The organism is Arcticibacterium sp. SM2516 (assembly GCF_057914865.1).
Map to the genome: position 1 here is coordinate 3974435 of NZ_CP195290.1, position 24385 is coordinate 3998819.

Annotated in this window: 22 protein-coding genes; 9 read left to right on the forward strand and 13 right to left on the reverse strand. The window is 38.2% G+C overall.

Going from position 1 to position 24385, the window contains the following annotated elements; all coding sequences use genetic code 11:
* Positions 1-12 precede the first annotated feature (12 nt).
* The 5 genes from ACSBFT_RS16420 to ACSBFT_RS16440 all read right to left on the reverse strand — a co-directional run bounded on the left by ACSBFT_RS16420 (position 13) and on the right by ACSBFT_RS16440 (position 6110).
* A complete protein-coding gene (locus ACSBFT_RS16420; RefSeq protein WP_489601512.1) occupies positions 13-1392 on the reverse strand; it encodes an NADH-quinone oxidoreductase subunit N in 1380 nt (459 codons plus the stop codon).
* Positions 1393-1406: 14 nt separating this feature from the next.
* Positions 1407-2858 carry a complex I subunit 4 family protein gene (locus tag ACSBFT_RS16425; RefSeq protein ID WP_489601514.1) on the reverse strand — a complete coding sequence of 484 codons (1452 nt, stop codon included), beginning with the start codon at positions 2856-2858 and terminating at the stop codon, positions 1407-1409.
* Complete coding sequence (gene nuoL / locus ACSBFT_RS16430; RefSeq protein ID WP_489601516.1) at positions 2859-4811, reverse strand: NADH-quinone oxidoreductase subunit L; 1953 nt, start codon at positions 4809-4811, stop codon at positions 2859-2861. It lies immediately after the preceding gene.
* Positions 4812-4833: 22 nt separating this feature from the next.
* A complete protein-coding gene (nuoK, locus tag ACSBFT_RS16435) occupies positions 4834-5175 on the reverse strand; it encodes an NADH-quinone oxidoreductase subunit NuoK (protein WP_463047223.1) in 342 nt (113 codons plus the stop codon).
* 110 nt (positions 5176-5285) lie between these two features.
* Positions 5286-6110: an exonuclease domain-containing protein gene (locus ACSBFT_RS16440; RefSeq protein WP_489604845.1), complete on the reverse strand. Its 825-nt coding sequence runs from the start codon at positions 6108-6110 to the stop codon at positions 5286-5288.
* A gap of 102 nt (positions 6111-6212) precedes the next feature.
* On the opposite strand from ACSBFT_RS16440, the gene ACSBFT_RS16445 reads away from it, so the two are divergent.
* The 4 genes from ACSBFT_RS16445 to ACSBFT_RS16460 all read left to right on the forward strand — a co-directional run bounded on the left by ACSBFT_RS16445 (position 6213) and on the right by ACSBFT_RS16460 (position 8960).
* Complete coding sequence (locus ACSBFT_RS16445; protein WP_489601518.1) at positions 6213-7271, forward strand: PA0069 family radical SAM protein; 1059 nt, start codon at positions 6213-6215, stop codon at positions 7269-7271.
* 413 nt (positions 7272-7684) lie between these two features.
* On the forward strand, positions 7685-7936 hold the full coding sequence (locus ACSBFT_RS16450; RefSeq protein ID WP_489601519.1) for a DUF6364 family protein: 252 nt from the start codon (positions 7685-7687) through the stop codon (positions 7934-7936).
* A 21-nt stretch (positions 7937-7957) separates the two neighbouring features.
* Positions 7958-8368, forward strand: a complete 411-nt coding sequence (locus ACSBFT_RS16455; protein WP_489601521.1) for a type II toxin-antitoxin system VapC family toxin — start codon at positions 7958-7960, stop codon at positions 8366-8368.
* Positions 8369-8594: 226 nt separating this feature from the next.
* Positions 8595-8960, forward strand: coding sequence for an SMI1/KNR4 family protein (locus ACSBFT_RS16460; protein WP_489601523.1), 366 nt, complete (start codon positions 8595-8597; stop codon positions 8958-8960).
* Between the two features lie 361 nt (positions 8961-9321).
* Here the strand turns inward: ACSBFT_RS16460 and ACSBFT_RS16465 are convergent, their stop codons facing one another.
* The 6 genes from ACSBFT_RS16465 to ACSBFT_RS16490 all read right to left on the reverse strand — a co-directional run bounded on the left by ACSBFT_RS16465 (position 9322) and on the right by ACSBFT_RS16490 (position 18152).
* Complete coding sequence (locus ACSBFT_RS16465; RefSeq protein ID WP_489601524.1) at positions 9322-9603, reverse strand: hypothetical protein; 282 nt, start codon at positions 9601-9603, stop codon at positions 9322-9324.
* Between the two features lie 289 nt (positions 9604-9892).
* The gene (glpK, locus tag ACSBFT_RS16470; RefSeq protein ID WP_489601526.1) at positions 9893-11389 is read right to left on the reverse strand and encodes a glycerol kinase GlpK; all 1497 of its coding nucleotides are present in this window, start codon (positions 11387-11389) and stop codon (positions 9893-9895) included.
* Between the two features lie 115 nt (positions 11390-11504).
* On the reverse strand, positions 11505-14915 hold the full coding sequence (locus ACSBFT_RS16475; RefSeq protein WP_489604846.1) for an efflux RND transporter permease subunit: 3411 nt from the start codon (positions 14913-14915) through the stop codon (positions 11505-11507).
* A 100-nt stretch (positions 14916-15015) separates the two neighbouring features.
* A complete protein-coding gene (locus ACSBFT_RS16480; protein WP_489601527.1) occupies positions 15016-16152 on the reverse strand; it encodes an efflux RND transporter periplasmic adaptor subunit in 1137 nt (378 codons plus the stop codon).
* A gap of 21 nt (positions 16153-16173) precedes the next feature.
* A complete protein-coding gene (locus ACSBFT_RS16485; RefSeq protein ID WP_489601529.1) occupies positions 16174-17505 on the reverse strand; it encodes a TolC family protein in 1332 nt (443 codons plus the stop codon).
* Between the two features lie 5 nt (positions 17506-17510).
* A complete protein-coding gene (locus ACSBFT_RS16490; RefSeq protein WP_489601530.1) occupies positions 17511-18152 on the reverse strand; it encodes a TetR/AcrR family transcriptional regulator in 642 nt (213 codons plus the stop codon).
* Between the two features lie 322 nt (positions 18153-18474).
* Between ACSBFT_RS16490 and ACSBFT_RS16495 the strand changes: the two genes are divergently transcribed.
* The 3 genes from ACSBFT_RS16495 to porT are packed head-to-tail and all read left to right on the forward strand — an operon-like array spanning position 18475 to position 21019.
* Positions 18475-19515, forward strand: a complete 1041-nt coding sequence (locus ACSBFT_RS16495; protein WP_489601531.1) for a quinone-dependent dihydroorotate dehydrogenase — start codon at positions 18475-18477, stop codon at positions 19513-19515.
* Positions 19516-20241, forward strand: a complete 726-nt coding sequence (gene ubiE, locus ACSBFT_RS16500; protein WP_489601532.1) for a bifunctional demethylmenaquinone methyltransferase/2-methoxy-6-polyprenyl-1,4-benzoquinol methylase UbiE — start codon at positions 19516-19518, stop codon at positions 20239-20241.
* 10 nt (positions 20242-20251) lie between these two features.
* Positions 20252-21019, forward strand: a complete 768-nt coding sequence (porT, locus tag ACSBFT_RS16505) for a type IX secretion/gliding motility protein PorT/SprT (RefSeq protein WP_463048918.1) — start codon at positions 20252-20254, stop codon at positions 21017-21019.
* A 6-nt stretch (positions 21020-21025) separates the two neighbouring features.
* On the opposite strand, the gene ACSBFT_RS16510 is transcribed toward porT, so the two are convergent.
* Positions 21026-21766, reverse strand: coding sequence for a copper homeostasis protein CutC (locus tag ACSBFT_RS16510; RefSeq protein ID WP_489601533.1), 741 nt, complete (start codon positions 21764-21766; stop codon positions 21026-21028).
* A 151-nt stretch (positions 21767-21917) separates the two neighbouring features.
* Between ACSBFT_RS16510 and ACSBFT_RS16515 the strand changes: the two genes are divergently transcribed.
* Both ACSBFT_RS16515 and ACSBFT_RS16520 read left to right on the forward strand, forming a co-directional pair.
* Positions 21918-22139, forward strand: coding sequence for a DUF2795 domain-containing protein (locus ACSBFT_RS16515; RefSeq protein WP_096193716.1), 222 nt, complete (start codon positions 21918-21920; stop codon positions 22137-22139).
* 257 nt (positions 22140-22396) lie between these two features.
* The gene (locus ACSBFT_RS16520) at positions 22397-23512 is read left to right on the forward strand and encodes a DUF4440 domain-containing protein (RefSeq protein ID WP_489601535.1); all 1116 of its coding nucleotides are present in this window, start codon (positions 22397-22399) and stop codon (positions 23510-23512) included.
* Here the strand turns inward: ACSBFT_RS16520 and ACSBFT_RS16525 are convergent, their stop codons facing one another.
* On the reverse strand, positions 23513-24370 hold the full coding sequence (locus ACSBFT_RS16525; RefSeq protein ID WP_489601537.1) for a ThuA domain-containing protein: 858 nt from the start codon (positions 24368-24370) through the stop codon (positions 23513-23515).
* Between the last annotated feature and the right edge of the window lie 15 nt (positions 24371-24385).

Below are 24385 nucleotides of genomic sequence, written 5' to 3' on the forward strand. Positions count from 1 at the left end.
AAAAATGATTCTTTAGAATAAGAAACGTAAAATGTTCGGAAATATTCCCAAAAGCAGCGTTCCAATGGTAGTTATAACAAAAATTAGCTTTACCAACGGAGTCAAAGTTACCTGCTCTACCCCAACTTCCCTTTTAAAGCTCAAAACAATAGGTTTAAAATAATAGTAAACCGCTACTGCAGACATTACTACCGCTAAGATAATAACCAGAATACCGCCATTAAATGAGGCGGCATCCCTAAACACGAAAAACTTACCCCAAAAACCAGCAGTAAGTGGTATTCCCGCCAGCGAAAGCATCGCAATAGTTAAAACTGTTGCTAAAAACCCGTTCTCCTTCGCTAATCCAGAGAATAAGTCAATGTTTTCGTAAGGTCTTCCTTTCTCTATACGGTATTTTGAAACTTTCATTAAAACACCAAAAGCAGTGATAGTGGCCAATGAATAGGCTACAGAATAAAACATGATAGTTCCTATAGCATCCTCAGATCCTCCAACTAAAGCCAATAACATGAAACCTGCATGCGAAATACTAGAGTAAGCCATAAGACGCTTAAAGCTATCTTGAGTGACTGCAAAAATATTCCCTAGCACTAATGAAATGACAACCATTATGAGAAGCATTGGCACCCAAAATTCCGAAATCTCACCAAATACAGAGGACAATACTCTATAAATAGCCACGAATCCAGCTGTTTTCACGACAGTAGCCATGTACGCCGTAAATATGGTAGGTGCTCCTTCATAAACGTCTGGAGACCAAAAGTGAAAAGGAGCTGCTGAAACTTTAAATGTAAGTCCAATTAAAATCAGTGTACAACCGATATATAAAAACGGCATTTGGGTGCCGCTTGAAAAAGCAGTATGTATGTCAAAACTACCAACGGCACCATAAAACATCGCTATTCCAAAAAGTAAAATACCCGTAGCAAAAGCTCCCATCAAGAAATACTTAATGGCCGCCTCATTTCCTCTCAAGTTTCTTTTATCTGCTCCGGTTAAAATATAAAGACCAATAGATAGAATTTCAATCCCTAAAAACAGCATAAGCAAGTTTTCAAAAGAAACCATCATCAATGCTCCTATTAAAGACAACTGTACCAAAGCATAATATTCTGCTGGTTGGGAAAATTCAAAATCATCGAATCCCTCCGATAGGCATAAAATAAGAATGGCAGACACTAAAATGATTGAGCCAAAAACGATACTCTCATTATTGACTTCCATCATTCCGCTAAAATATAAGCCAGGAGCATTCCAGTCTACAAAAGACACACCCAATGCAACTAGTAAAAACAAAATGGACAGCGGAAAAACGAGCTTTTTGTTATCTAAGAATCCCAAGAACAAAGTCAAGAGGCCTGAAACAGAAAGTGCAATAATTGGATACATGTTCTGGTAAATCTTTAAAATTGAGCCATAAAATCTAAAAGTTGCTGAGACGCAGGTTCAGATATTTTGAGAATTACATTTGGGAAAATACCCATCAGAATTACCAAACCCGACATAACAACTAAAACTACTGCTTCAGAACCTGAAATGTCTGCTATCACAGTAGCGTCGTTTTGCTTTTCGCCAAACATCGTTTTTTGAAAAAGTCTTAAGAGATATACAGCACCGAGAATTATACTTATACCGGCTAAAATGCCCAGTAATTTATTCGTGTCAAAAACACCTTTGAGCATTAAAAACTCTCCCACAAAACCATTGGTAAGTGGTAAAGCCACACTACCTAATAGAAGAATCATAAAACAAACACTCAGTAGCGGAGCATCTTGCGAAAGACCTCCTAAAGCAGAAAGTGTTCTGCCGCCTGTTCTTTCATAAATTATCTTAATCACAAAAAACAACCCTACCGCATTAATACCGTGTGCCATCATTTGGAAAACAGCACCCTGAGTGCCTTCCAATGTACCACTGAAAATAGCTGCAGCTATAAGCCCAATGTGAGCAAAAGAAGAATAAGCGACCAATCTTTTAAGGTTATCCTGCTTTATGGCGACAATAGAACCATAAATTAAACCTATCACCCCAAAAAGCATCACATAATAAGCAAATTCCTTAGAGCCTACTGGACTTAATGGTAGTGCTATTCTAATTAAACCGTATACGCCCATTTTCGACAACAATCCCGAAAGTAACATGGTAGCAGGTGTAGAAGACTCAGAATAAGCATCGGCTTGCCATGTATGCATGGGAAAGAGTGGCATTTTTATAGCAAAAGCTAGTAAAAAGAACCAAAATAAAATATGTTGTACGCCCGCAGGAATAAAAGTAATGGTTGCACTCAGAGCAGCCATATCAGCGGTTTGACCTTTTACATAAAGGTAAATGAGTCCTACCAACATAAATAAACTACCAAAAATAGTATAAGCCAGCATCTTAAAAGTGGCTTTAGAAGCACCAGAACCTCCCCAAATAAGACCTAAAAAATATACCGGGATAAGTGCTGCTTCAAAGAAGAAGTAAAACAAGAATAAATCTCCAGCACTAAAAACGCCTATTAAGCTTGCTTGGGTTATTAAAATTAAGGCATAAAGTAGGTTAGGCTTTTCATAGTCCACTTTAAAAGTACTAAGAACAATTAAAGGAAGAAGAAGAGATGATAGTCCCATAAGAAGGATACTAATTCCATCTGTGGTGAACTTAAAGGAAATGCCAAAATCTGGCAACCACTCTTTTTGGAAACCCAGTACCCCTTGGTTATGAAATTCATTAAAAGCAACGCCAAAAACTAAAAGTTCTATAACGGCTATTGCCAATGCCAGTTGTTTACTTCTTGATTGATTTTCTCCTCCTAAAGCAAATACCAAAAGTGCTCCAAGTACGGGAATCAATATGAGTGCTAATATCAACATCTATTTGCTCGTTATCGCTTTAAAAATTTCCATGAAGTGTGACACTACTTCTTGCCCAAGATTAAGGACAAGAATAAAACCAATTGAAAAACCCATTATTAATAAATAGAACCCTGTGGTTCCTGTTTGAATCTTGGTTCCAAATTTGCTCAAAGAGCTGATTCCTTTCGTTATAAGGTTTATCAAACCATCAATTCCTTTCGGGTCAATAACATTCCCAAAGAACGTAGAAGCCTTTTCCGTAGGGTTAACAAATACCTTATCGTAGTTTTCGTCTAAATAAAATTTGTTATAAATGAATTTCTGAATACCCGTAATTTCCCCATCTTCTTTAGGAACAAAACCTCTTTTCACATAAATGACATATGCCAAACCTAAGGCTGACAAAGCTAATAATACCGAGAAACCCATCAATAGCCACTCCGTAGAATGAGATAAATGAACAACACCAAAGCCTTCCAAAGCTTCTCTCGAATTATCATAGATAGGACTTAGGAAATTTGCTAAGAAATGAGGCAGATGGAATATCTCTGGAAAGCCAATAAAACCTCCTACAATAGATAATGCCGCCAGTACAATTAATGGCAACGTCATTGAGCTTGGCGATTCATGTAAATGGTCTTCTTGTTCCTTGGTCCCTCTAAACGTTCCTGTAAAGGTTAAGAAGAACAGCCTGAACATATAAAATGACGTCATGAAAGAACCCACCATGGCCAGAGCCCACATACCCTTATTATGCTCAAACACATGAGCCAAGATTTCATCTTTAGAAAAGAAACCAGCAAACGGAGGAATACCAGATATAGCGATTGTACCTATCAAAAAGGTAATGGCAGTGATTTTAGTTTTTGACCAAAGACCACCCATTTTGCGGATGTCCTGCTCATCGCCCATCGCGTGAATCACACTACCTGCTCCTAAAAAAAGCAATGCTTTAAAGAAGGCATGAGTAATGACATGGAAAAAACCAGAGGTAAAAGCCATTACCCCTAAACCAATAAACATATAACCCAACTGACTCACGGTAGAGTAAGCCAAAACTTTCTTAATGTCGTTTTGAAAAAGAGCGATAGATGCCGCAATTAAAGCGGTCAGCGTTCCTATCCAAGCCACAAACTCCAAAGTATCTGGCGAAAGTGTGTAAAGAACATTGCTTCTAACGATCATGTAGATACCTGCGGTAACCATGGTAGCTGCATGGATCAATGCAGAAACGGGTGTAGGACCCGCCATGGCATCTGGTAACCAAGTAAAAAGTGGCACCTGAGCCGATTTACCCATAGCTCCGATAAACAAACAGAAGCTAATGAACATCAATGGCAACGAGCCCGAAGGCATACCTTTTGCTTTTTCGAATACCTCTAAGTATTCTAATGTTCCGAAATAGTGAAAAATTAAAAATACACCAATCAGAAACCCTAAATCCCCTACACGGTTCATTATGAATGCCTTTCTGGCAGCGTCTCCAAAATCTGAGCGTTTGTTCCAAAAGCCAATTAATAGATAAGAACATAGACCTACGCCCTCCCAACCAATAAACATAATGAGGTAGTTTGCACCCATTACCAGTATCAGCATTGAGAAAAGGAAAAGATTTAAATAGGCGAAAAACTTCCCTATACCAGCATCGTGCTTCATATAACCGGCAGAGTACAAATGAATCAATGTACCTACACCTGTAATAATGAAAAGCATTAAAATGCTCAACTGGTCTATTTGAAAGGAGAAAGCGACGTTGAGATTCCCAACTGTTATCCAATCAAAAAACGTTTCAATAATGGGCTCATTGGTTTCACTAAACTGTAGGTAAACTAAAACAGTAGTAATGAATGACAATAGTGAAGCACCTGTTCCTATCGGACCAACTAGACTGTTTGGTATTTTCTTAAAACCTAAACCGTTTATAAGGAATCCGATTAAAGGGAAAAGAGGGATTAAAGCAATCAGCGACATATTTACTGTTCAGAAATTTAAATTAACCTCTCAATTTATCTAACAGACCGATATCAATGGATCGTATGTTTCGATAAATCATGACAATGATAGCAAGACCTACAGCCACCTCGGCCGCAGCTACTGCAATAATAAAAAAGACAAAAATCTGACCGTTAGGGTCAGAGTTATACGAAGAAAATGACACTAACAATAAGTTTACCGCATTAAGCATAAGCTCAATAGACATAAATATTATCAAAGCGTTTCTTCTTATCAGCACGCCTACAATACCTATTACAAATAAAATACTAGCCAACAACACATAGTTTGTCAGTGGTACTTGGGCTATTACGTCCGGTATAGATGGTAATTGGGTTTCCATTAAATATTTTTTTCAAACAAAATCTCGGCAAAACTAGCCAATTAATTCTTTTGTCTAAAGGCTAAATGAGTAAGAATTACGTCACATTAATCTTTTAATGTTTTTTCTCCTTATGATCCAAAAAGCGAACCGGCCATACTGAGCTTTACTTCAGTTAGTTTTCTCTTCGTATCCAAAGGGAAATCATTATTCATCATCCAATCATAATATCCTTTTTCTTTCGTAAAAACATCAGTTACCTTCCTTCCTTTATGTTTTCCAAAGTTAAAAACAATGTTATCGTTGTCGTCATAAGCCATTCTTCCTGCAAAATCTACAATTTTTCCAGAGGTAAAATCATGAAGGGCCTGAACATCATTTTTCACGGGCTCAATCTCCTCCCCCTTTCTATCCAAAATTTTAACGCCCTCATATTTTTCTATCTGAGCACACAAAACTTCTAAGGTGGCCAAAGTATCTGCCTCTGCACTGTGAGCGTTTTCTAAATCTTTGCCACAGTAAAACTTATACCCTGCACCCAAAGTCCTTGGCTCCATTTGATGAAAAATACGTTGAGCATCCACAAACTTTCTATTCTTTACATCAAATATGTCAGAATCCACCCTTAAAAACTCCTCTACCAACATCGGAATATCAAACCTATTGCTGTTAAAGCCCGCCAAATCGCATCCTTGAAGAAACTGAGCCATAGATTTAGCCAACTGTCTAAAAGTAGGCTCATCCTTTACATCTTCGTCATAAATACCATGAATCAAACTCGATTCTATCGGTATTGGCATTTCAGGATTTATCCGTTTTGTTTTTATATCAACAGAGCCGTCGGGCATGGCCCTGGCTATGGAAATCTCCACTATTCTGTCTTGAGAAATGTTAGTGCCAGTAGTTTCTAAATCAAAAACCGCAAGGGGTTTTTTAAGCTTTAATGAATGGGTCATATTTTGGTCTGCCAATAGTTGTAGCAAAGGTAAAGGTTTTCGTTTGGGGATGCTTAAATGACTTTAGTTTTATACCCTCAAATGTGTTTTCAATTGAAATAAATGACAGAAATTCCAAAAATAAAGGGTCGCGGGGCTCAACTCAACAGTGAAAACCGCTTTTTAGCAAACACTATAGTCTACGACGATGAATTTTCATACGGAGAAGAAGACAATTTTAGAAGTCAAAAAACCAAGTATATCACAGAAAACCCTAAGAAAGTAGTCAACACTATGGACAGCCCAGATGTACCCAACGGAAAATCTGTTAATCCATACCAAGGCTGTGAGCATGGCTGCATTTATTGCTACGCCAGAAACACCCACGAATATTATGGGTATTCTGCGGGTCTGGATTTTGAACAAAAGATTTTGGTCAAAAAGAATGCTCCAGATTTATTAGAAAAGGAACTGAATAAAAAGTCTTGGAAACCTGTTCCAATACTCTTTTCTGGAAATACCGACTGCTACCAGCCGGCTGAAAAGAAGTTTGAGCTTACAAAAAAAATGCTAGAAATATGTCTTAAATACAGAACGCCCGTAGCCATAATAACTAAAAATGGATTGATTTTAAGAGATATTGAAATTCTGAAAAAACTGACCAACCTAAACCTACTTCATGTCATAATCTCTTTCACCTCATTAAATGAGGAACTTAGAAGAAGTTTAGAACCACGAACCATATCTGGAGAAAAGAGGCTTACCGTCATTAAGAGACTGTCTGATGCTGGCATTCCTGTGGGCGTTAATACCGCTCCCATAATCCCAGGACTTAACGACCATGAAATACCAGAACTTATCAAACAAGCTTCGGAGAATGGAGCTTGCTGGGCGGGTTATACCATGGTGCGACTTAATGGCTCGATAGCCGAAATTTTCACCGACTGGATTTACAAAGCCTTCCCAAACAAAGCAGAAAAAGTGCTTAACCAAATAAAGGAATGTCATGGCGGAAATTTGAACGACAGCCAGTACGGCAGAAGAATGCGAGGGGAAGGAAAATATGCAGAGCATATCAAACAACTCCACAAAATAAGCCGTATGAAGTATTTAGCAGGAAGGAGTTTTCCTGACTATGATTATGATGCCTTTATGCGGAATGGGCAGTTGGGATTGTTTTAAATTAAACTTTAATAAAACCCTAAATTTATAAATGCCTTTTCTTCGCTGCCTTGCTAGGCGGCCCTTACTTTTTGTTTAGGCAAAAACTAATCGCAGCGGCGAACCGTCCAAAACCACTACCAAAATAAACTTGCACACTCAAAATTTCACAACCTTACCCCCTAAGAAAAATAAACCCTAAAATTTTGTGTGTGCTTCAGACAGTATTTTGGTTCAACGGATTTTATACTCATTATTCCTTTTCTTCCAGATATTTCCATAACCGCTAAATCTTTTAAATTATAAATAGCTTGGGCACAGGCCACTTTACTCCATTCTTAATCTGTGATTTTGAGAGCAAAATGATGAGTTAGTTTTGGCCACTTCAATTTACGTGCAAATTTATTATATTTGTACGTATAAAAAGAAATCGCATGGATGCCAAGCTAACATTAAAACTAGACGAAGAAGTAATAGCCCAAGCTAAAGAATATGCCAAAACACAGAAAAGAAGCCTTTCTAGAATCATAGAAGACTATCTCAAAGCTGTAAGCCGCACCGAACAAACGGCCTCTGGCATAGAAACTTCGCCTTTTGTGAAGAGTATGATTTCTGACAGCAAAATTCCTTCAGATTTAGATTACAAGAAAGAATATCAAGAGTACTTAGTGGAGAAATATAAATAATTCAGAAGCAAACACAGCAAGATGAAAATATTTATTGATACCAATGTAATGCTAGACTTATTGGCGAAAAGAGCTCCTTTCTCAGAAGCCGCTGCCCAAATAGCCAGCCTTGCAGACGCACAAAAAGTAACTTTATATGTCTCCGCCTTATCATTTTCCACCGTAAACTACTTCCTTTCTAAAGATGTAGGGGGCAAAAGAGCTAAAACCCAGCTTACAAGGTTTAAGGTTATATCCGAAATCTGCCCACTCGATGAAACAATTATTGAAAAAGGCCTCAGTTCTGACTTTTCAGACTTTGAAGATGCCTTACAATACTTCAGTGCATTGCGGGCAAATTGTGAAATGATAATTACAAGAAATGGCAAAGATTTCAAGGAATCTCAGATTCCGGTTATGACGCCTGATGAGTTTTTGAAAGGTTTTTTTTGAATTAAAAATAGCACTTGGACGCTAGGAGTGCCATAGCGGAAAAAATTTCCTAATCAAGACCGAAGACCTATTAATTCGTAAATGGGTCGAAAAGAACTTGGATAGGGTAGAGAAGCATTATAAAAACGAGGTTTCCCAACTTTAGAAGCCGATAAATATCGTATATGAAAGATTTAACAATCAAGAAGAAACTTAATGATTTTCAGATTAGCTTTTTGGAAAAAAAATGGGCGTGTTAATTCCTGATGATGTTAAGGAATTCCTACAAAAATATGCGGAGACATCTGTAATAGAAGATATTTTTATTAGTAAACAAGGTAAAAAATTCCAGCTTGCAAGTTTCTGTTCTAATAGAATGATACATGATTTCTTTAAGGAAATAATGGATAATGACTTTGGGAAAAAGCTCGCTTTCGCCGTAGACCCTGGCGGCTGGCCATTTTGTATTTCATTTGATGAGGGTAATATTGGAGAGGTATTACTTTATCAAATGGAATTAAGTGTAAATGAAAAAGCTCATGCCTTTGAATTTGTGGCATTGTCATTTAACGATTTTATTGATGGATTACAGTCCGAGGACGAACAAAGTTAGAAACAGTTCTTGTGGTTAATTTGAAATTGTTTCCAAGTGGGGAGTACTACAGAATTTGAAACCAAAAAAACCGAAAAGGTTGTTGAATTCCCAGCGTTACATTCTAAAGAAGAGTTGTTAAAAATGTAGATTACTATCATTTAGCAAACCCCGAATTAATAAACGCCTATTCGCTCATTGCCCTACCGGGCGGGTCTTACTTTTGTTTAGGCAAAAACTAAGGAAAAACCATGTGTCAAAATAAACTCACAAAATCAAAATATTTTAGGCGAGTCCAAGTATTAAAAGTAAGCCAGAATATTTTGACTTTGCTTTAAACAGTATTTTAACAAAGCAGATTTCATTCTGTTTATTCCTTTTCTTAGAAAACTCTTACATCTTTTAATAGCTCCCTCTCCGTAAACTCTGCTGGCATCCACATGGTATCACCGCCGCACATTTGAAGCTCCAAAACGCCATCCCAAACTAGTTTATCGTCTTTGACATAGGCATTTTTGAACTTCTCCGTCTCTAAAATAGCACGGTATGGATTACTTGCCTCAGGTACTGTTTTGTTAAGAAAGTCTGCAAAGTCAAGCGTCATGACTTCACCATTTGACAGTTTTAATTCTATATTCGGATGATTGATTGACAATATTTCCATCTCTTTTTTTTTTTGGTTGATAAAACACGCTACTCTGGTAAAAGCTTTAATGAAACGTTTGTCATGATTTTGGCTTTTTAAGGCCAAAAACATGACAAACAAATTATTCCTTCTTCTTTCCGAGCTATTAACATTTCGCTCCGCTGGAGCTTTTATATCGCTCCTGTTTAAAAACCTTTTTCTACCGATGTTTCGCTACTACTCGCTACTAATGGAGTTCCAAATTCTATATGTTAAAACCTTGTGTATTTAGAGAACAAAATATTGTCAATCGTAATTCCGTGTGGGCTTAATCTTCCCAATCTAAGCTACGCTCAATGGCTTTTTGCCAGCCCTTGAAGAACTTATCTCTTTTCTCTGAAGGCATTTTTGACTCCCAGGTTTTATCAATGCCCCAGTTTTGTGTCAAATCATCAAAGTTCTTCCAAAAACCTACCGCCATTCCTGCGGCATAAGCAGCACCCAAAGCTGTAGTTTCTATCATTTTAGGACGAATAACCTCCACATCCATAATGTCTGACTGAAATTGCATTAGCAATTCATTGACCGTCATTCCACCATCTACACGTAAAGATTTGATTTCAATTCCGCTATCTTTTTCCATGGCTTCTAGCACATCTCTTGTTTGATAGGCTGTGGCTTCTAAAACCGCTCTAGCTATATGGCCTTTGTTCACATACCTTGTTAAACCTGCAATAATTCCTCTGGCGTTATTATTCCAGTGTGGAGCATATAAACCCGAAAATGCTGGCACAAAATACGCTCCGCCATTATCGTCTACAGATTCTGCAAGCTTTTGAACATCTTCACTGTTCTTAATGATACCAAGATTATCTCTTAGCCACTGCACCAAAGCACCTGCTATGGCCACTGAACCTTCTAGAGCATAATGTACGGGCTGTCCATCAAACTGATAAGCCACGGTAGTCAGTAAACCAAACTTAGACGGAATGGCCTCTGTACCTGTATTCATTAACATAAAACAACCTGTTCCGTAGGTATTCTTTGCTTCGCCGGGAGCAAAACATGTTTGTCCTACCAAAGCCGCTTGCTGGTCTCCCAAAATTCCTGCTAAAGGAATACCTCTTAATGGCTCAGACTTGATTTTACCATAAACCTTACTACTTGGTTCTATCCTCGGTAGCATGGCTTTTGGGATATTTAGTTTCTCTAAAATCTCATCTTCCCACTCCATGGTATTGATGTTCATCAGCTGCGTTCTTGACGCGTTTGTAACATCTGTCAGGTGCAAACCACCGTCAATACCGCCTGTTAAATGCCAAACGGTATAGGTATCCATGTTGCCAAAAATAGCTTCGCCTTTTTCCGCTGCTTCTCTAACACCGTCTACATTTTCTAAAATCCATTGAATTTTCAATCCACTAAAATAAGTGGCTAACGGAAGACCCGTTTTTTCTTTAAACCAAGCTGAGCCTATGCTTTTTTCTAACTCGTCGACCTTTTTACCTACTCGTGTATCTTGCCATACTATCGCATTGTAATAGGGCTTGCCTGTTTTACGATTCCAGACCATGGCAGTCTCTCGCTGATTGGTGATTCCGCAGGCTAAAATATCAGGAATTCCAATATTTTGTTTTATACGAGCATTTGCTATTACCTCTAGGGTATTCTGTCTTATTTCTTCTGGATTGTGCTCTACCCAGCCCGCTTGAGGAAAGATTTGTTCGTGTTCTTTCTGTCCTACAGAGACAATCTCTCCTTTTTTATTAAAAATGATACATCGGGTGCTGGTGGTTCCTTGGTCTATTGATGCTATGTATTTCATTGATGGGTTGTTTTGAAAGATTGAAATTAGGCAAATAGTTTTGTCAAAGAAATGACGCAAAAAAAAACCTCACGAAATAATTCGTGAGGTTTACTTACTATAAGACTACAGAAGACTAAACCAAGCTTAGCTCTTCTTCTTTTCTATATTCCCTATTAACAGCCTCTTCTCCTAAAAATTTAATCTTAAGCCTCTCTGAAAGATAGTACATACATGGTACTATGACTAGCGTAAGAATGGTAGAGAAAATAAGTCCGAAAATAATGGTCCAAGCCAAAATATTCCAGAAAACGGCACTATCACCACCAATGTTAACCGCCCATTCCAGATCTACAAATAAGGCACCAAAATCGAAAGCCAAGCCTATGGCCAATGGAATCATTCCCAATACTGTAGAAGATGCCGTTAGCAATACCGGTGTTAGACGCGTGGAACCTCCCTCAATAATGGCTTCTCTAAGACCCATCCCTCTTTTTCTTAGCTCGTCAATAAACTCTATCAAGAGAATACCGTTTTTCACCACAATACCTGCTAAAGCTATAATTCCCACACCAGACATAATAACAGAGAATGTTTTACCAAAAGCCATAAAACCTAACAGCACCCCTATTAAACTCAAAATGATGGTAAAAAAGATAATTAAAGGCTTAACGATTGAATTAAACTGAGCCGCTAGAATCAAATAAATCATGGCGATGGCAATCAAAAATGCACTACTTAAAAACGCCATAGCCTCTGCTTGTTCTTTCTGCTCTCCACCTTGGCTAATAGAATAACCGGAAGGCAGCTCTAGGTCTGCTAGTTCCGCAAAAATCTCCTGGTTAATAACCGTGGCCTCATCCTTAAATGCTGGCGTCACATCAGAACTTAAGGTAATGGTACGTTCGGCATCTGTCCTGTTAATCTGACTAAATGTAGTCGAGTACGACAGGTCTGCCACCGTAGCCAACGGCACACTTCTTAGCACGCCTCCCATATTCATATCTCTAAAGGTGAGATTCATACTCAAAAGCTTTTCAATCTGATCTCTATCGTCTTGTTTCAGACGAAGCTGTATAGGATACTCGTCGTCGTTATCTCTAAATTTAGAAACCTCAAGACCAAACAAAGCGGTTCTAAGTGCCATGGCCACTTGTGCCGTACTTATGCCCTCTCTGGAAGCCTTTTCTCTATCTACATCTATAACAATTTCAGGTTTGTTGGTTACTAAATCTGTCTTCAACTCATCAATACCTTGAATACCCGATGCTTCAATTTTACTTATCGCTTGTTTCTGAATTTCTCCTAAAACAGTGAAATCTTCCCCTGTTATCTCAATGGTAATGGCTTTACCTGTAGGCGGCCCATTACTTTCTCTTTCTACAGAAATCTCTGTTCCTGGGATACCTTGAAGGGCTTCTCTTACTTCTGAAAGCAGAAACTGAGAAGAAATATTTCCTCGCTTTTCTTTACCTACAAAAGCTATCGTCACTTTTGACTTATGCGGTGTATCAGCACGGTCAGGGTTCATTGGGTCACCCGCATTTTTACCCACGTTAGAGATCACCGAATTCACTACGGACAATGCATCGTTTTCTTCCAAAATACGGAAGACCGTTCCTTCTATTTGCTTTGTAATCTCATCGGTTTTTCTAGCGTCTGTGCCTACAGGCATTACGTTATAAACATAGATATAATCTGGCTCGCCAGAAGGGAAAAATATCACCGAAGGCTTAACTATTCCCATAAGGACTAAAGTCCCTATCAGTAATACAAAAGAAGCAAGAATAGCCCATACTGGTCTCCAACCAGTGATAACCCAGCTGATCATTTTTCCATAACCACCTTTCAATTTCGGCAACAGCCTTTCCTGGAAAGGAATGATCATTTTTGGAGTTAAGATATAATGATTGAATACATAAAGAATAGCAATCAACATTAATACGTTACCTGTTCCAAAGAATGCATTGTTTGAAGAAATAGCATAAATGATATAAAACAGCACTGCCAAGCCAACTAATATAGCCAATGGTTTAATAAGAGACTTAAAGCCTAAATCTTTACCCTTATCATCATCTTCTCTTTTCATGAAAGTAATGGCAAAGACAGGGTTCATCACGTAAGAAACCACCAAAGAAGCAAACAGTGTGAATATCAAAGTGAAGGGCAGGTATTTCATAAACTCACCAACAATTCCTGGCCAAAATATCAAAGGAAAGAATGGGGCTATCGTGGTCAATGTCCCTGCAAAAACAGGAATAAATACCTCTGATGCTGCCAGTTTAACGGCTTCCTTAATACTCAAGTCTTTATGTTTATTGAAAATCCTATGGGAGTTTTCAATCACCACAATGGCATCATCCACCACCAAACCTAAACCCAGCAGGAAGGCAAACAGCACGATGGTATTCAATGTAAAACCCATCAACATTAAAGGATAAAGTGCTAGAAGTGCTGAAAGTGGAACTGAAAGTCCAACGAAAATAGCATCTCTAACTCCCATAAAGAACATCAAAACCAATACCACGAAAATGAAACCCATGACCACGGTATTGATAAGGTCATTCAAATCTGCTTCTGTTCTTTCCGACTGGTCGGCCGTAATGGTAATATTTAAGCCTGGAGGTGCCGTTTGTTTAAATTCAGCTAGAATTTCTTCAATGGCATCTGCTGCAACAATCAGGTTTTCACCTCCACGTTTAATAACGTTCAGTGTAATTACAGGAGCATTATTTAACCTTGCAAAGTCTTGTCTTTCTTCATGAGAATCTACCACTTCTGCTATTTCAGAAAGTCTCGCTGTAGCTCCAGAACCAGATCTGATAATTACATCTCCTAACTCCTCTACAGAATTAAATTCACCTTTTACACGAAGTGTTCTTCTTATATCTCCTACGTTTAACTCACCACCAGAGATGTTCACGTTTTCGTTCTGAACAGCCATCTGTATGTCGCTAAATGCTAAACCGTACGATTGCAGTTTTTGCAAGTCTAGGTTTATTTGAATTTCTCTTTCAAGAGCACCAACAATATCTACTCTAGAAATTTGCTGCAAAGACTCTATTTCATCTTGAATCTGCTCCCCATAGGCTTTGATTTTCTCTAAAGGAAAATCACCTGAAAGGTTAATATTCATGATAGGAAATTCAGAAAAGTTCATCTCCAAAGCTATAGGATCTTGCGTCAAATCTGTTGGCAAATCTCTCCTAGCCTTGTCAATAGCACTTTTCACACGATCCTTTGCCGTTTCTACGTCTACATCTGTGTTAAACTCTACCATAATCACAGAAACGTCTTGCAATGCATTAGACTTAATTTTCTTAATACCCACCTCCGCTTTAATTTGCTTTTCCAGCGGCTTATTAATTAAGTTTTCAATATCCGCAGGTGCCGTTCCAGCATACACGGTATTGACATAAATCTGAGGAACAACTATTTCTGGAAATTGCTCCTTAGGTAGGTTATCATAAATGGCGTAACCAGCTATGGTCAGCAAAAAAGTAACCAGGTAAACCGTCGTCTTATTATTTGCCAAGGCACCTATCATATTATAGATGAGTCCTTTCCCTTTAGGTTGTGCTTCTGGCTCTATATTTTCTTTTGAATCTGTCATTTTTTGTAATTTTTAAATGGTTCAAGGGTTATTCTTAAAAAGCAACCACCTCACCATCTACAATTTCCTGATACCCGTCTATAATCAAAATATCTCCCGCGTTAAGACCTGTCAATATTTCTATTTCTCCATTATAACTCAGACCGGTAGTGACCACACGCCCTCTAGCAATTTGTTTGTCTCCTTCGCTTTCTGCCACATAAACAATATCTCCTAATTCTGTTCTTTGAATTAAGTTTCTTGGGATAACCAGAGCTGAACTTCTAGATTGATCACGAATCTCAACTACCGCATTTAAGTTGGGCTTTAGTTGTTTGTCAAAAGGCACCTTTGCTTCTGCCGTAAAAGTTCTTGAAACTTGATTGACCGTTTGGCTTACAAAACTAAGTTTTGCGGTAATCTCTTTTCCTAAGTCAGGAAATTTCACTTTCACTAGATCTCCTTTTTTAATAGTTCCTGCATAGGTGTCAGGAATATTAGCGACCACTTTAAGATCGTTTAGGTTGACTATTCTGACGATTCCAAGACCTGGCGACGCCATTTCTCCGGCTTTCATTTTTACCTCATCCACATACCCAGCAATAGGAGATACTACCGTGTTTTGAGCATCCTGAGACTTCATGGTAAGTAATCTTTTCTCCAAAGTCTCTACCTGAGCCTTCGCTTGAATATACTGAACCTCAGTTCCAATTTTCTGATTCCAAAGAGCCTCCTGACGTCCAAAAAGGGTTTTGGCAGTCTCCAACTGAATCAGAATCTCGTTGATGCTGTTTCTTAAAATGCTGTTATCTATGGAAGCGATTTTTTGTCCCTTTTGAACATAATCACCTTCTTTAACATAAACATGTGTTAATGCTCCACCCATTTTAGGACTTACAAAAACATTGTTAACAGCGTCTAATCTACCGTTTGCTTCCACATAGTGAGAAAAATCTTGAGCACTAAGAGGCATGGCCTTAACCTGGGAAACTTTTACTTCCGCCTCTGGTTCCAAAATGCCAATCTCCGCCTTTATGGCTTCAATCTTAGCATTAATTTCTGCAGCGTCAGACTGTAAAGCCACCAATTGAGCCTTTTTACCGTCAATGCTACTATCTTCTTTTTGACCACAAGAGATAGAGATAAAGCTAAGTGTGGTAATAGTGATGAGTAAATACGCGTACTTTTTCATTTATATATTTTAAAAAAATGATTATTCTTTAATTAATTTTCCGTGTGCTTTGTCCAAATCCACTTTTGCAACTAGTACGTCATAAAGTGAAGCGAAATAATTTGTTTGGGCTTGACGATTATCGCTTTCCGCATTCACTACTTCTAAATTTGAGCCTACACCTTGTTGATATTTGATTTTGGTCACTCTTAGAATCTCTTCCGCCAATTCCATATTTCTTCTTTGCACTTCTAAGGTTTCTAGACCGTTTGTAAGGTTTACTCTTGCTTGATCATTCTCAAGCTTAAATGAATTGCGAAGCATCTCAGCAGTATTATCTAACTGAATAATATTAAGACGCTGACGTTCGACTTTAATTTTTCTTAAACCACTGTCATAAATTGGAATGTTCACACCCAAACTAAGAGCAGAAGAACCAAACCATTTCTGAAAAGGATTAAAAACAGTGTTACTATGCCCAGCACCTAAGCTTCCTGAGAAAAAGACGTTAGGAAGTGCCCCCTTCTGATACCTTTCTACATTCAAATCTAAAAGTTCTCTATTGGTTTTGATTGTTCTGTATTCTATCCTATCTTCTGGATTCACATCGGTATAGGCCACCGAACTAAGGGCTCTCAATTCTTGATCTTCTAGTTTGTCTTTCAACATGATGGGCTCATTAACATCATAACCCATCTGGAATTTTAACAGTTGATACGTAAGGTTTATAAGATTGTTTACTTTAGTGAGCTCGGCTTGAAGATTGTTCTTTTGAACAGAAAGCCTGTCAACATCAAGCTTTTCTACAAAGCCCTGTTTAAACATCTCGTTCGTATTATACTTTAAAGTGTCAATCTGTCTAATGTTTAGCGTGAGTAATTTGGCCCTTTCTTCGGCCACTAGGGCAGAATAATATGCCTTTGTTACATTCTCAGCTACTGTTACTTTAGACTGAACAATACCTTGGTCTGCCAGTTTTCTATAGGTTTCAGCAGCCCTAAGGCCAACTAACCAAGTGGCATCAAAAATTAATTGGTTTATACTTAAACCTGCTTGTCCGCTCCAAGGCACCCCAAACTTAAATTTCACCACTTCACCTTCTGCTGCTGTAGGGTCAAAGTTCTTAGCATCTAAAAGCTGTGTCGGTACAATAGCATTATAGGTGTACTGAAACTGGCCGTTTATTTGCGGTAAACCAGCCACTTTAATCTCTTTGATTTCCATCTCCGAATCTTGCCTTTTAACTAAGGCATTTTTTACATCCGCATGATGAATCACCGCATAATCTACAGCCTCCTTCAACGAGAAGGACTGCTGCCCGTAAGCTTGGAAAAGTGTACTAAACCCTAAAATTCCAAATAATAGTTTTTTCATTTAATTTATTTTATTGCTTCATAGACCTTTAAGCCTTTTTCTGTCACTATTCCTCGTAAAAAATGGTCAATGAAAGTCATCTGAACATCTAGTAGTCGGAAGTCTCTTGGTGGGAAAAGAGCATTATTAAAAGCCATATCGACAGATTCTATTCTTAAAATGGCCAAGGCTTGAACGTCAATATCTTCTCTATAATACCCGCCCTTTATGCCCTCTTCCATATTTCTGATAATAGTTGCCTTAAAGCCATCCTTGTGCTCTACATAATTCTTATATGCCGTAGGATAATACCTCTCAAGATCATGTAAAACAGCCGAATTAATATTTTCAAAAAGGCGTCTCATTTGTCTTGTAGCCAGAATGATTTCTTCAACGGGATTATTTGCCAACTTTTGGTGCTCCATGTCCTTGCAAAGTTCTCTAGACATGGCACATTGCGTTACGGCATTGACAAACATCTTTTTGTCTTTAAAATTCTGATAGATTGTCTTTTTGGACACACCCAAAGACTTCGCTATGTCATCCATGGTCACAGATTTCACACCATGCCTAAAAAACAATTCTTCTCCCTTTTGTATAATGCGTTCTTTTATCTCCACGGGCACAAAACTCAGGAAACTTTCTAAAGGTTCAAAGTTTCCTTGCATTATTTTAATATTAATATTTGCGGATGGCTATTATTCAATACCAAAGGTTAAAACAACGACACCAACGGCAATGGGCTTTCGATTCAAAATACATCTTATAAACAGTGAATTAACTAAAACATAATCCAGATAAAGGAATAAAATCCCTAAAATCACATTTTAAAACACCACAAAGTTATTTTTGGATTATTTCAACATCAAATGAATTTATAAACTTCAAAAGAAAAAGAAGAATGTATTCAATACGTTTGAAATAAGGCCACTAAAGCCTAGATTTGCGGATTCCCAAGACTTAACCATGGGCTCTTCTTAAATTACCGAAATGAACCTCTATAAAAATTTAGTTTTCCCTCTTTTAAAGAAATTTGACCCAGAAAACATACATCATACTGTAACGGATTTATTAAAATTAGTTTACAGACTGCCCTTCGGACAAAGCATGCTCAAAGCGTTATACGAGGTATCGGATAAAACTTTAGAGCGAAAAGTTTTTGGACTTACCTTCAAAAACCCAGTAGGACTAGCGGCAGGTTTTGATAAAAATGCACTTTGGGTGGATGAATTGTCTTGCTTAGGCTTTGGTTTTATCGAGATTGGCACCGTCACGCCAAAAGCTCAAAGTGGAAACCCGAAACCCAGATTATTCAGATTAGTAGAAGACGAAGCCATTATTAACAGAATGGGCTTTAATAACGAAGGCTCTTTCAATGCCGCTCAATTATTAAAATTAAGAAAATCGGAACTCATCATTGGAGGAAATATTGGCAAAAACAAAGTCACACCAAACGAAGATGCTCTGTCAGATTACCTTTTGGCATTTGAAGATTTACACCTTTATGTAGACTATTTTGTGGTCAACGTGAGTTCTCCAAATACGCCCGGATTAAGAGAGCTACAAGACAAAGAACCTTTAAGTAGAATTTTGAATTCTCTCATGGACTTAAATTCCAAGAAAGAAATCAAAAGACCTATTCTTTTAAAAATAGCTCCCGATTTAACAGAAAGTCAACTAGACGATATTGTGGATATTACGCTCAGCACCGGCATTGATGGCCTTATTGCCACCAATACCACCATTGACCGAAGCGGTCTTAAAAGTTCGGATGCTTTAATTAATGAAATAGGTGCTGGAGGTTTGAGTGGAAAACCTGTTAAAAATAAGTCCACCGCTGTAATTGCCTATTTACACAAAAAATCAAAAGGTGCTTTCCCAATTATTGGAGTGGGAGGAATATACTCTGCGGAAGACGCTTTAGAAAAACTAAATGCTGGGGCCTCATTAATTCAGATCTATTCTGGATTTATTTATGAAGGACCACAGTTAATAAAAGACATTTGCGAAGGCATCATAAAAAATAAATAAATGGCAGTACTACCATATAAAGATAAAGCAAGCAGTAAAAAAGAGCAGGTATCAGAAATGTTTGACAATATTTCTGGCAATTACGATCTTCTCAACCGCGTCTTAAGTGGCGGAATAGATATTTATTGGCGAAGAAAAGCCATGTCTCTTCTTAAAAAAGAGCAGCCAAAACTTATCCTGGATATCGCTACTGGCACAGGCGATTTAGCCATAGAAGCCAACAAGCAATTAAAGCCAGAAAAGATTATTGGCGTTGATATATCTGAAGGTATGCTGAAATATGGCAGGTCAAAAATGGAGAAGCTTGGCCTTTCAGATAAAATAGAGCTCAGAATGGGTGATTCTGAGAAACTACTCTTTGACGACAATACATTTGACGCAGTTATCGTTTCATTTGGCGTAAGGAATTTTGAGAATTTAGCTAAAGGATTAGAAGACATGTGCCGTGTCACCAAACCTGGCGGAACATGCGTTGTTATAGAACTTTCCACTCCGAAGAGCTTTCCAATGAAACAGCTCTATGGTTTTTATTCTACCAAAATCCTTCCGATTATAGGAAAATTAGTTTCAAAAGATAACGCCGCTTACACTTACCTGCCAGAATCTGTAAAGGCATTTCCCGACGGAAATGATTTCTTAGAAATTTTCGAAAAAGCCGGATTTAAGCATGCTTTTTGCAAAACGCTTACTTTCGGTATCTGTTCTGTCTATGTTGGTAAAAAATAGATTATTCAAAATGCATAATAGGCTCGCCCTACGTTCTGTCCTAATATCAAAAAAAGGCTCATTAGCCCTTATCGTAAGATTTTGGATGATTGCAGCCTTCACTTTTTTAATCTCTCTACCCTCCTTCTCTCAGAACTCGAAGATTATTCATCAGGCAGATTATGATGCCAAGCCTATTAGGTTTGGATACTTTCTTGGGGTCACCATGAGTAATTACCGTGTAAAGTATAATCAGCTCTTTTTATCAAATGCCAACAATGAAATAATTTCATTGACATCGCCTGTAGATTATGGCATTAAAATGGGAGGCTTGATGAATTTTAACACCAGCGACAACTTTGATTTTAGAATTATGCCTACCGTGGCCATTTACGCTAAAAAATTACTTGTAAACCAAGATCCAGAAGCACTTCCTTCTAGAGAGCAAGCTTGGTTTGAACTGCCATTTCTGGTGCGGTACAAGTCTTTACGCCGTGACAACATGCGTATGAACGTATTTGCCGGAATGCGATTAGGTTTTGAAACCAATGCTGTAAACTTAGCTCGCAAGACCAAAATAGGAAAGACAGCGGGCATAAAAACTTCTGATTTAAGTGTGGAATATGGAGCTGGACTTGAGCTCTTCAGACAGTTCTTTAAACTCTCCCCTGAAATTCACTTCTCACATGGCATAAAAAACCTTGTAGACCCCGCTATAGGCAGCAACAACGTTTCTCCTTTAGCCGCACTGGATAGGTTAAACAGTCATGCAGTCACTTTCTATATTTTCTTCGAATAGCGGAAACTACCCTTTACCTTTAATTAAACTCATGAGCTCTTTGGCTTTTTCCAAGGAAGTCTCATATCGTCCAAGATCATCTGGAAGCACACCAGACTGCATAGAGACATCGGTTGCCTTCATGGGACTTTTTACCCAATCTTTTCCTGTGAAGTGTACAGCTTCTATACCCGCTTCGGTAAAAGCCAATACATTATTAGCACTCACGCCTGCCCCAGCCATTATTTGAATTTTACCCTTCCCTATTTCCTTTAACTTTTTCAATAATGGCAAACCATCAATAGCCGCATTTTCTTGTCCTGAGGTTAATATTCTTTCAAAACCCAAATCTATAATTTGCTGAAGAGCAATGATTGGATCTTGGCACTGGTCAAACGCCCTATGAAAAGTAACTGGGAATGGTGCAGCCCAGGAAATAACATTAGAACAGAGATCTAAATCAACCTTTCCGTCCGCAGTTAATGCTCCAAAAACAAATCCTGAAGGTTTTAGTTTTTTTATTGCTTTTATTTCATTAATTATGGTAAGCACTTCAGAATCGGAATAGCAAAAATCGCCACCCCGCGGCCTGATCATGACAAACGTTTTAGGAGTAATATTTTCCAAGACCAGTTCTATCAAGCCCTGAGATGGTGTAGTGCCACCTTCTAGAAAACCGCCACAGAGCTCCACTCTTGTAACAGAGAGCTGATGAGCCACCAAGGCAGATTCTAGAGAGAAGCAGCAAATTTCCGTTTCTGTTGTCATTTTATAACCCGTTTAAGTTTCTGATTTTCAGTGTAATGCTAAAATATTTAATACTAAAGGCACTTTTTTTACAAAAATACGTTTTTCAATAAAAGTTTTTGATACTTTTGCAGCCAAATTCAGGAAATACACATTTAAACATAGTGAAAACATGTACTGGACTTTAGAATTAGTTTCTTATTTAGAAGACGCCCCTTGGCCAGCTTCAAAAGATGAGTTGATTGACTTTTCAATTCGCTCTGGAGCACCTAATGAGGTGATGGAAAACCTATCTGAATTAGAAGATGATGGTCAGCCTTTCGAAAATATCGAAGAAATATGGCCTGACTACCCAACGAAAGATGACTTCTTCTTTAATGAAGATGAATATTAGATAAACGTTAGTTTTCTTTTTAAAAGCCATTGTTCAGCGAGCAGTGGCTTTTCCTGTTTAGAGAAACGCTTACAGAATACGAACATCTCCTTTTGGTCAGTTTCTTGAAGCCAAATAGTCTACATCTCACTTGATGCGAAACTTTTTTGTTTAAATTTCATAATACCCTATCAAATTTAAAAATGAAAAAAATCATCGCTCTAGCCTTTCTATTTGCCCTTAGTTTCTAAATCCATGCTCAAGAAGTAGGAATTGTCATGGGAACCGCCCGTGACCTAGTCAAAGAAGAAGTGGAAGATGGCCTTATCAGGTTAAAAAACATAGGCATTAAATACTTAGAAGGTGCTGGAAATCGCAGCATGCCTAATGATGAATACAAAAAACTCTTAGACAAACATGGCTTTCAGGTTATAGCCGGAGGAACTTCTTTTGAGCAACTGCAAGACCCTGGGAAGATTAAAGACATCATAGCCAACTTAAAGTTTTTTGGTGCCGAAAATGCGGTTTGCTATTGGATTCCTCATAATGGTGACGACTTCACTTTTGAAGACATGAAGAAAGGGGTTGCGGTTTTTAACAAAGCTGGTAAACAATTTGCCGAGGCCGGTCTCTCTTTCCTATATCACGCTCATGGCTACGAATTTAGGCCTTATGATGGAGAGGGCACCATGTATGATTATATGATGGCCAATACTGACCCGAGGTATGTTAACGTAGAAATGGACGTTTTCTGGATGCGTAACCCTGGTCAAGATCCAGCTGCTCTTATGAGAAAATACCCTAACAGAATTCCAGTAACCCATCTTAAAGACAGAATGGTAGGCTCTGTGGATAATTTAAACGGTCGTCAAGACAAACAAAAAAATGTAGTGCTGGGCTCTGGCGATGTTAACATAGCGGAAGTGATGAAAGCGGCTAAAGAAATTGGTGTAAAGTACCACTTTATAGAAGATGAGTCTTCAAGAGCAGACGTGCAGCTGCCTATGCACCTTGCCTTTTTAAGAACACAAGACCTTGCAGTGAAAGCTATTGACCAGTCTGTGATAAAACTTCATAAAGCCATGATGAGTGCAGACTCTGCTAATTTGGCTTACCTAACTTGCGAGGAGCTTACTTATGGACACTCTAGCGGTAAAATAGAAGGGCGAAAATCTTTTATTAATAGTTTGGTGAGCGGTGAGTCTGATTTTGTCACCATAGATTTTAGAACCCCTGACATTACCGTAAAAGGTGATGTGGCTTGGGTAAGAAGTCTTATGAAAGCCGACGTTAAGGATGGCGGCAAGGCCAATAGCATTGCCCTTAAAATACTTTACATATGGACCAAAGAGCAAGGCTACTGGAAGCTACTAGCTAGGCAGGCGGTGAAATAATTAGTTAGTTTTTGAAACTAGGTCTAGACCATATTTCAAAACTTTAATATAATCAGCATTTTCAAATGTAGCCGCTGTATGACCAGGGCCTACATAGAATGCTTTACCTTTCACTATATCCTTTGACCAAACATTTGGGTGAAACGCTCCCATACCCCAGTCTTTGTCTTTTATCCAAAGCAGGTTTCCATTCGGTATAATCTTGTCGCCATCCATGGCGTAAAGCACGTTCGCTCCCATTTCTCTTGGGTCTTTATTAAAGATATACCATTCCTCTTTTAAGCCAATATTAGCTGGCAAAGATGCTTTAGTCAAACTATCTGCGGTGGCTTCTAAATGAATAGTAGCATCTTGAAGCTGGGGTTTAAGTGGATGATGTGAAAAAGTGGTACCTAAAACATTATCATAATACCACTGCCAATGGTGAGAAAAATCACCTGCCGCATGAATTCCTAGGAGTCCACCCCCAGTTTCTAAATAATTAGAAAAATCTGCTCGCTGCTCTTCTGTCAAAACTTGACCCGAAACATTATTCCAAATTACAGCATCAAAGTGAGCCAAGTGCTCTTTATTGAATACTCCCGCTTCATCAGTTTCGTAGATAAACCAATCATTATCTTTCGCCATTTTATGAAAAACCTTCTTACCCGCCTCAATGGCATCACCATGAACGAAACCATTGGTTTTGGAAAAAAGCAAAATTGACCTTTTGCCTTCAGCAAATTCTAAATTTGGTATCTCTGTTTCGAAAAACGGCATTCCTTTGGTAACTCGGAACATAAAATAACCAATAAATAGAACTCCCAAGAGTAGCAAACCACCAACAACAATTCCGATTCTTTTCAGCCACTTTTTCATTTCAACGGGATTAGA

What these genes read in the sequence shown, in the direction of transcription:
- ACSBFT_RS16420 (WP_489601512.1), bottom strand. Translation starts at nt 1,392, where the DNA reads ATGTATCCAATTATTGCACTTTCTGTTTCAGGCCTCTTGACTTTGTTC.
- ACSBFT_RS16425 (WP_489601514.1), bottom strand. Translation starts at nt 2,858, where the DNA reads ATGTTGATATTAGCACTCATATTGATTCCCGTACTTGGAGCACTTTTG.
- nuoL (WP_489601516.1), bottom strand. Translation starts at nt 4,811, where the DNA reads ATGTCGCTGATTGCTTTAATCCCTCTTTTCCCTTTAATCGGATTCCTT.
- nuoK (WP_463047223.1), bottom strand. Translation starts at nt 5,175, where the DNA reads ATGGAAACCCAATTACCATCTATACCGGACGTAATAGCCCAAGTACCA.
- ACSBFT_RS16440 (WP_489604845.1), bottom strand. Translation starts at nt 6,110, where the DNA reads ATGACCCATTCATTAAAGCTTAAAAAACCCCTTGCGGTTTTTGATTTA.
- ACSBFT_RS16445 (WP_489601518.1), top strand. Translation starts at nt 6,213, where the DNA reads ATGACAGAAATTCCAAAAATAAAGGGTCGCGGGGCTCAACTCAACAGT.
- ACSBFT_RS16450 (WP_489601519.1), top strand. Translation starts at nt 7,685, where the DNA reads ATGGATGCCAAGCTAACATTAAAACTAGACGAAGAAGTAATAGCCCAA.
- ACSBFT_RS16455 (WP_489601521.1), top strand. Translation starts at nt 7,958, where the DNA reads ATGAAAATATTTATTGATACCAATGTAATGCTAGACTTATTGGCGAAA.
- ACSBFT_RS16460 (WP_489601523.1), top strand. Translation starts at nt 8,595, where the DNA reads ATGGGCGTGTTAATTCCTGATGATGTTAAGGAATTCCTACAAAAATAT.
- ACSBFT_RS16465 (WP_489601524.1), bottom strand. Translation starts at nt 9,603, where the DNA reads ATGGAAATATTGTCAATCAATCATCCGAATATAGAATTAAAACTGTCA.
- glpK (WP_489601526.1), bottom strand. Translation starts at nt 11,389, where the DNA reads ATGAAATACATAGCATCAATAGACCAAGGAACCACCAGCACCCGATGT.
- ACSBFT_RS16475 (WP_489604846.1), bottom strand. Translation starts at nt 14,915, where the DNA reads ATGATAGGTGCCTTGGCAAATAATAAGACGACGGTTTACCTGGTTACT.
- ACSBFT_RS16480 (WP_489601527.1), bottom strand. Translation starts at nt 16,152, where the DNA reads ATGAAAAAGTACGCGTATTTACTCATCACTATTACCACACTTAGCTTT.
- ACSBFT_RS16485 (WP_489601529.1), bottom strand. Translation starts at nt 17,505, where the DNA reads ATGAAAAAACTATTATTTGGAATTTTAGGGTTTAGTACACTTTTCCAA.
- ACSBFT_RS16490 (WP_489601530.1), bottom strand. Translation starts at nt 18,152, where the DNA reads ATGCAAGGAAACTTTGAACCTTTAGAAAGTTTCCTGAGTTTTGTGCCC.
- ACSBFT_RS16495 (WP_489601531.1), top strand. Translation starts at nt 18,475, where the DNA reads ATGAACCTCTATAAAAATTTAGTTTTCCCTCTTTTAAAGAAATTTGAC.
- ubiE (WP_489601532.1), top strand. Translation starts at nt 19,516, where the DNA reads ATGGCAGTACTACCATATAAAGATAAAGCAAGCAGTAAAAAAGAGCAG.
- porT (WP_463048918.1), top strand. Translation starts at nt 20,252, where the DNA reads ATGCATAATAGGCTCGCCCTACGTTCTGTCCTAATATCAAAAAAAGGC.
- ACSBFT_RS16510 (WP_489601533.1), bottom strand. Translation starts at nt 21,766, where the DNA reads ATGACAACAGAAACGGAAATTTGCTGCTTCTCTCTAGAATCTGCCTTG.
- ACSBFT_RS16515 (WP_096193716.1), top strand. Translation starts at nt 21,918, where the DNA reads ATGTACTGGACTTTAGAATTAGTTTCTTATTTAGAAGACGCCCCTTGG.
- ACSBFT_RS16520 (WP_489601535.1), top strand. Translation starts at nt 22,397, where the DNA reads ATGGGAACCGCCCGTGACCTAGTCAAAGAAGAAGTGGAAGATGGCCTT.
- ACSBFT_RS16525 (WP_489601537.1), bottom strand. Translation starts at nt 24,370, where the DNA reads ATGAAAAAGTGGCTGAAAAGAATCGGAATTGTTGTTGGTGGTTTGCTA.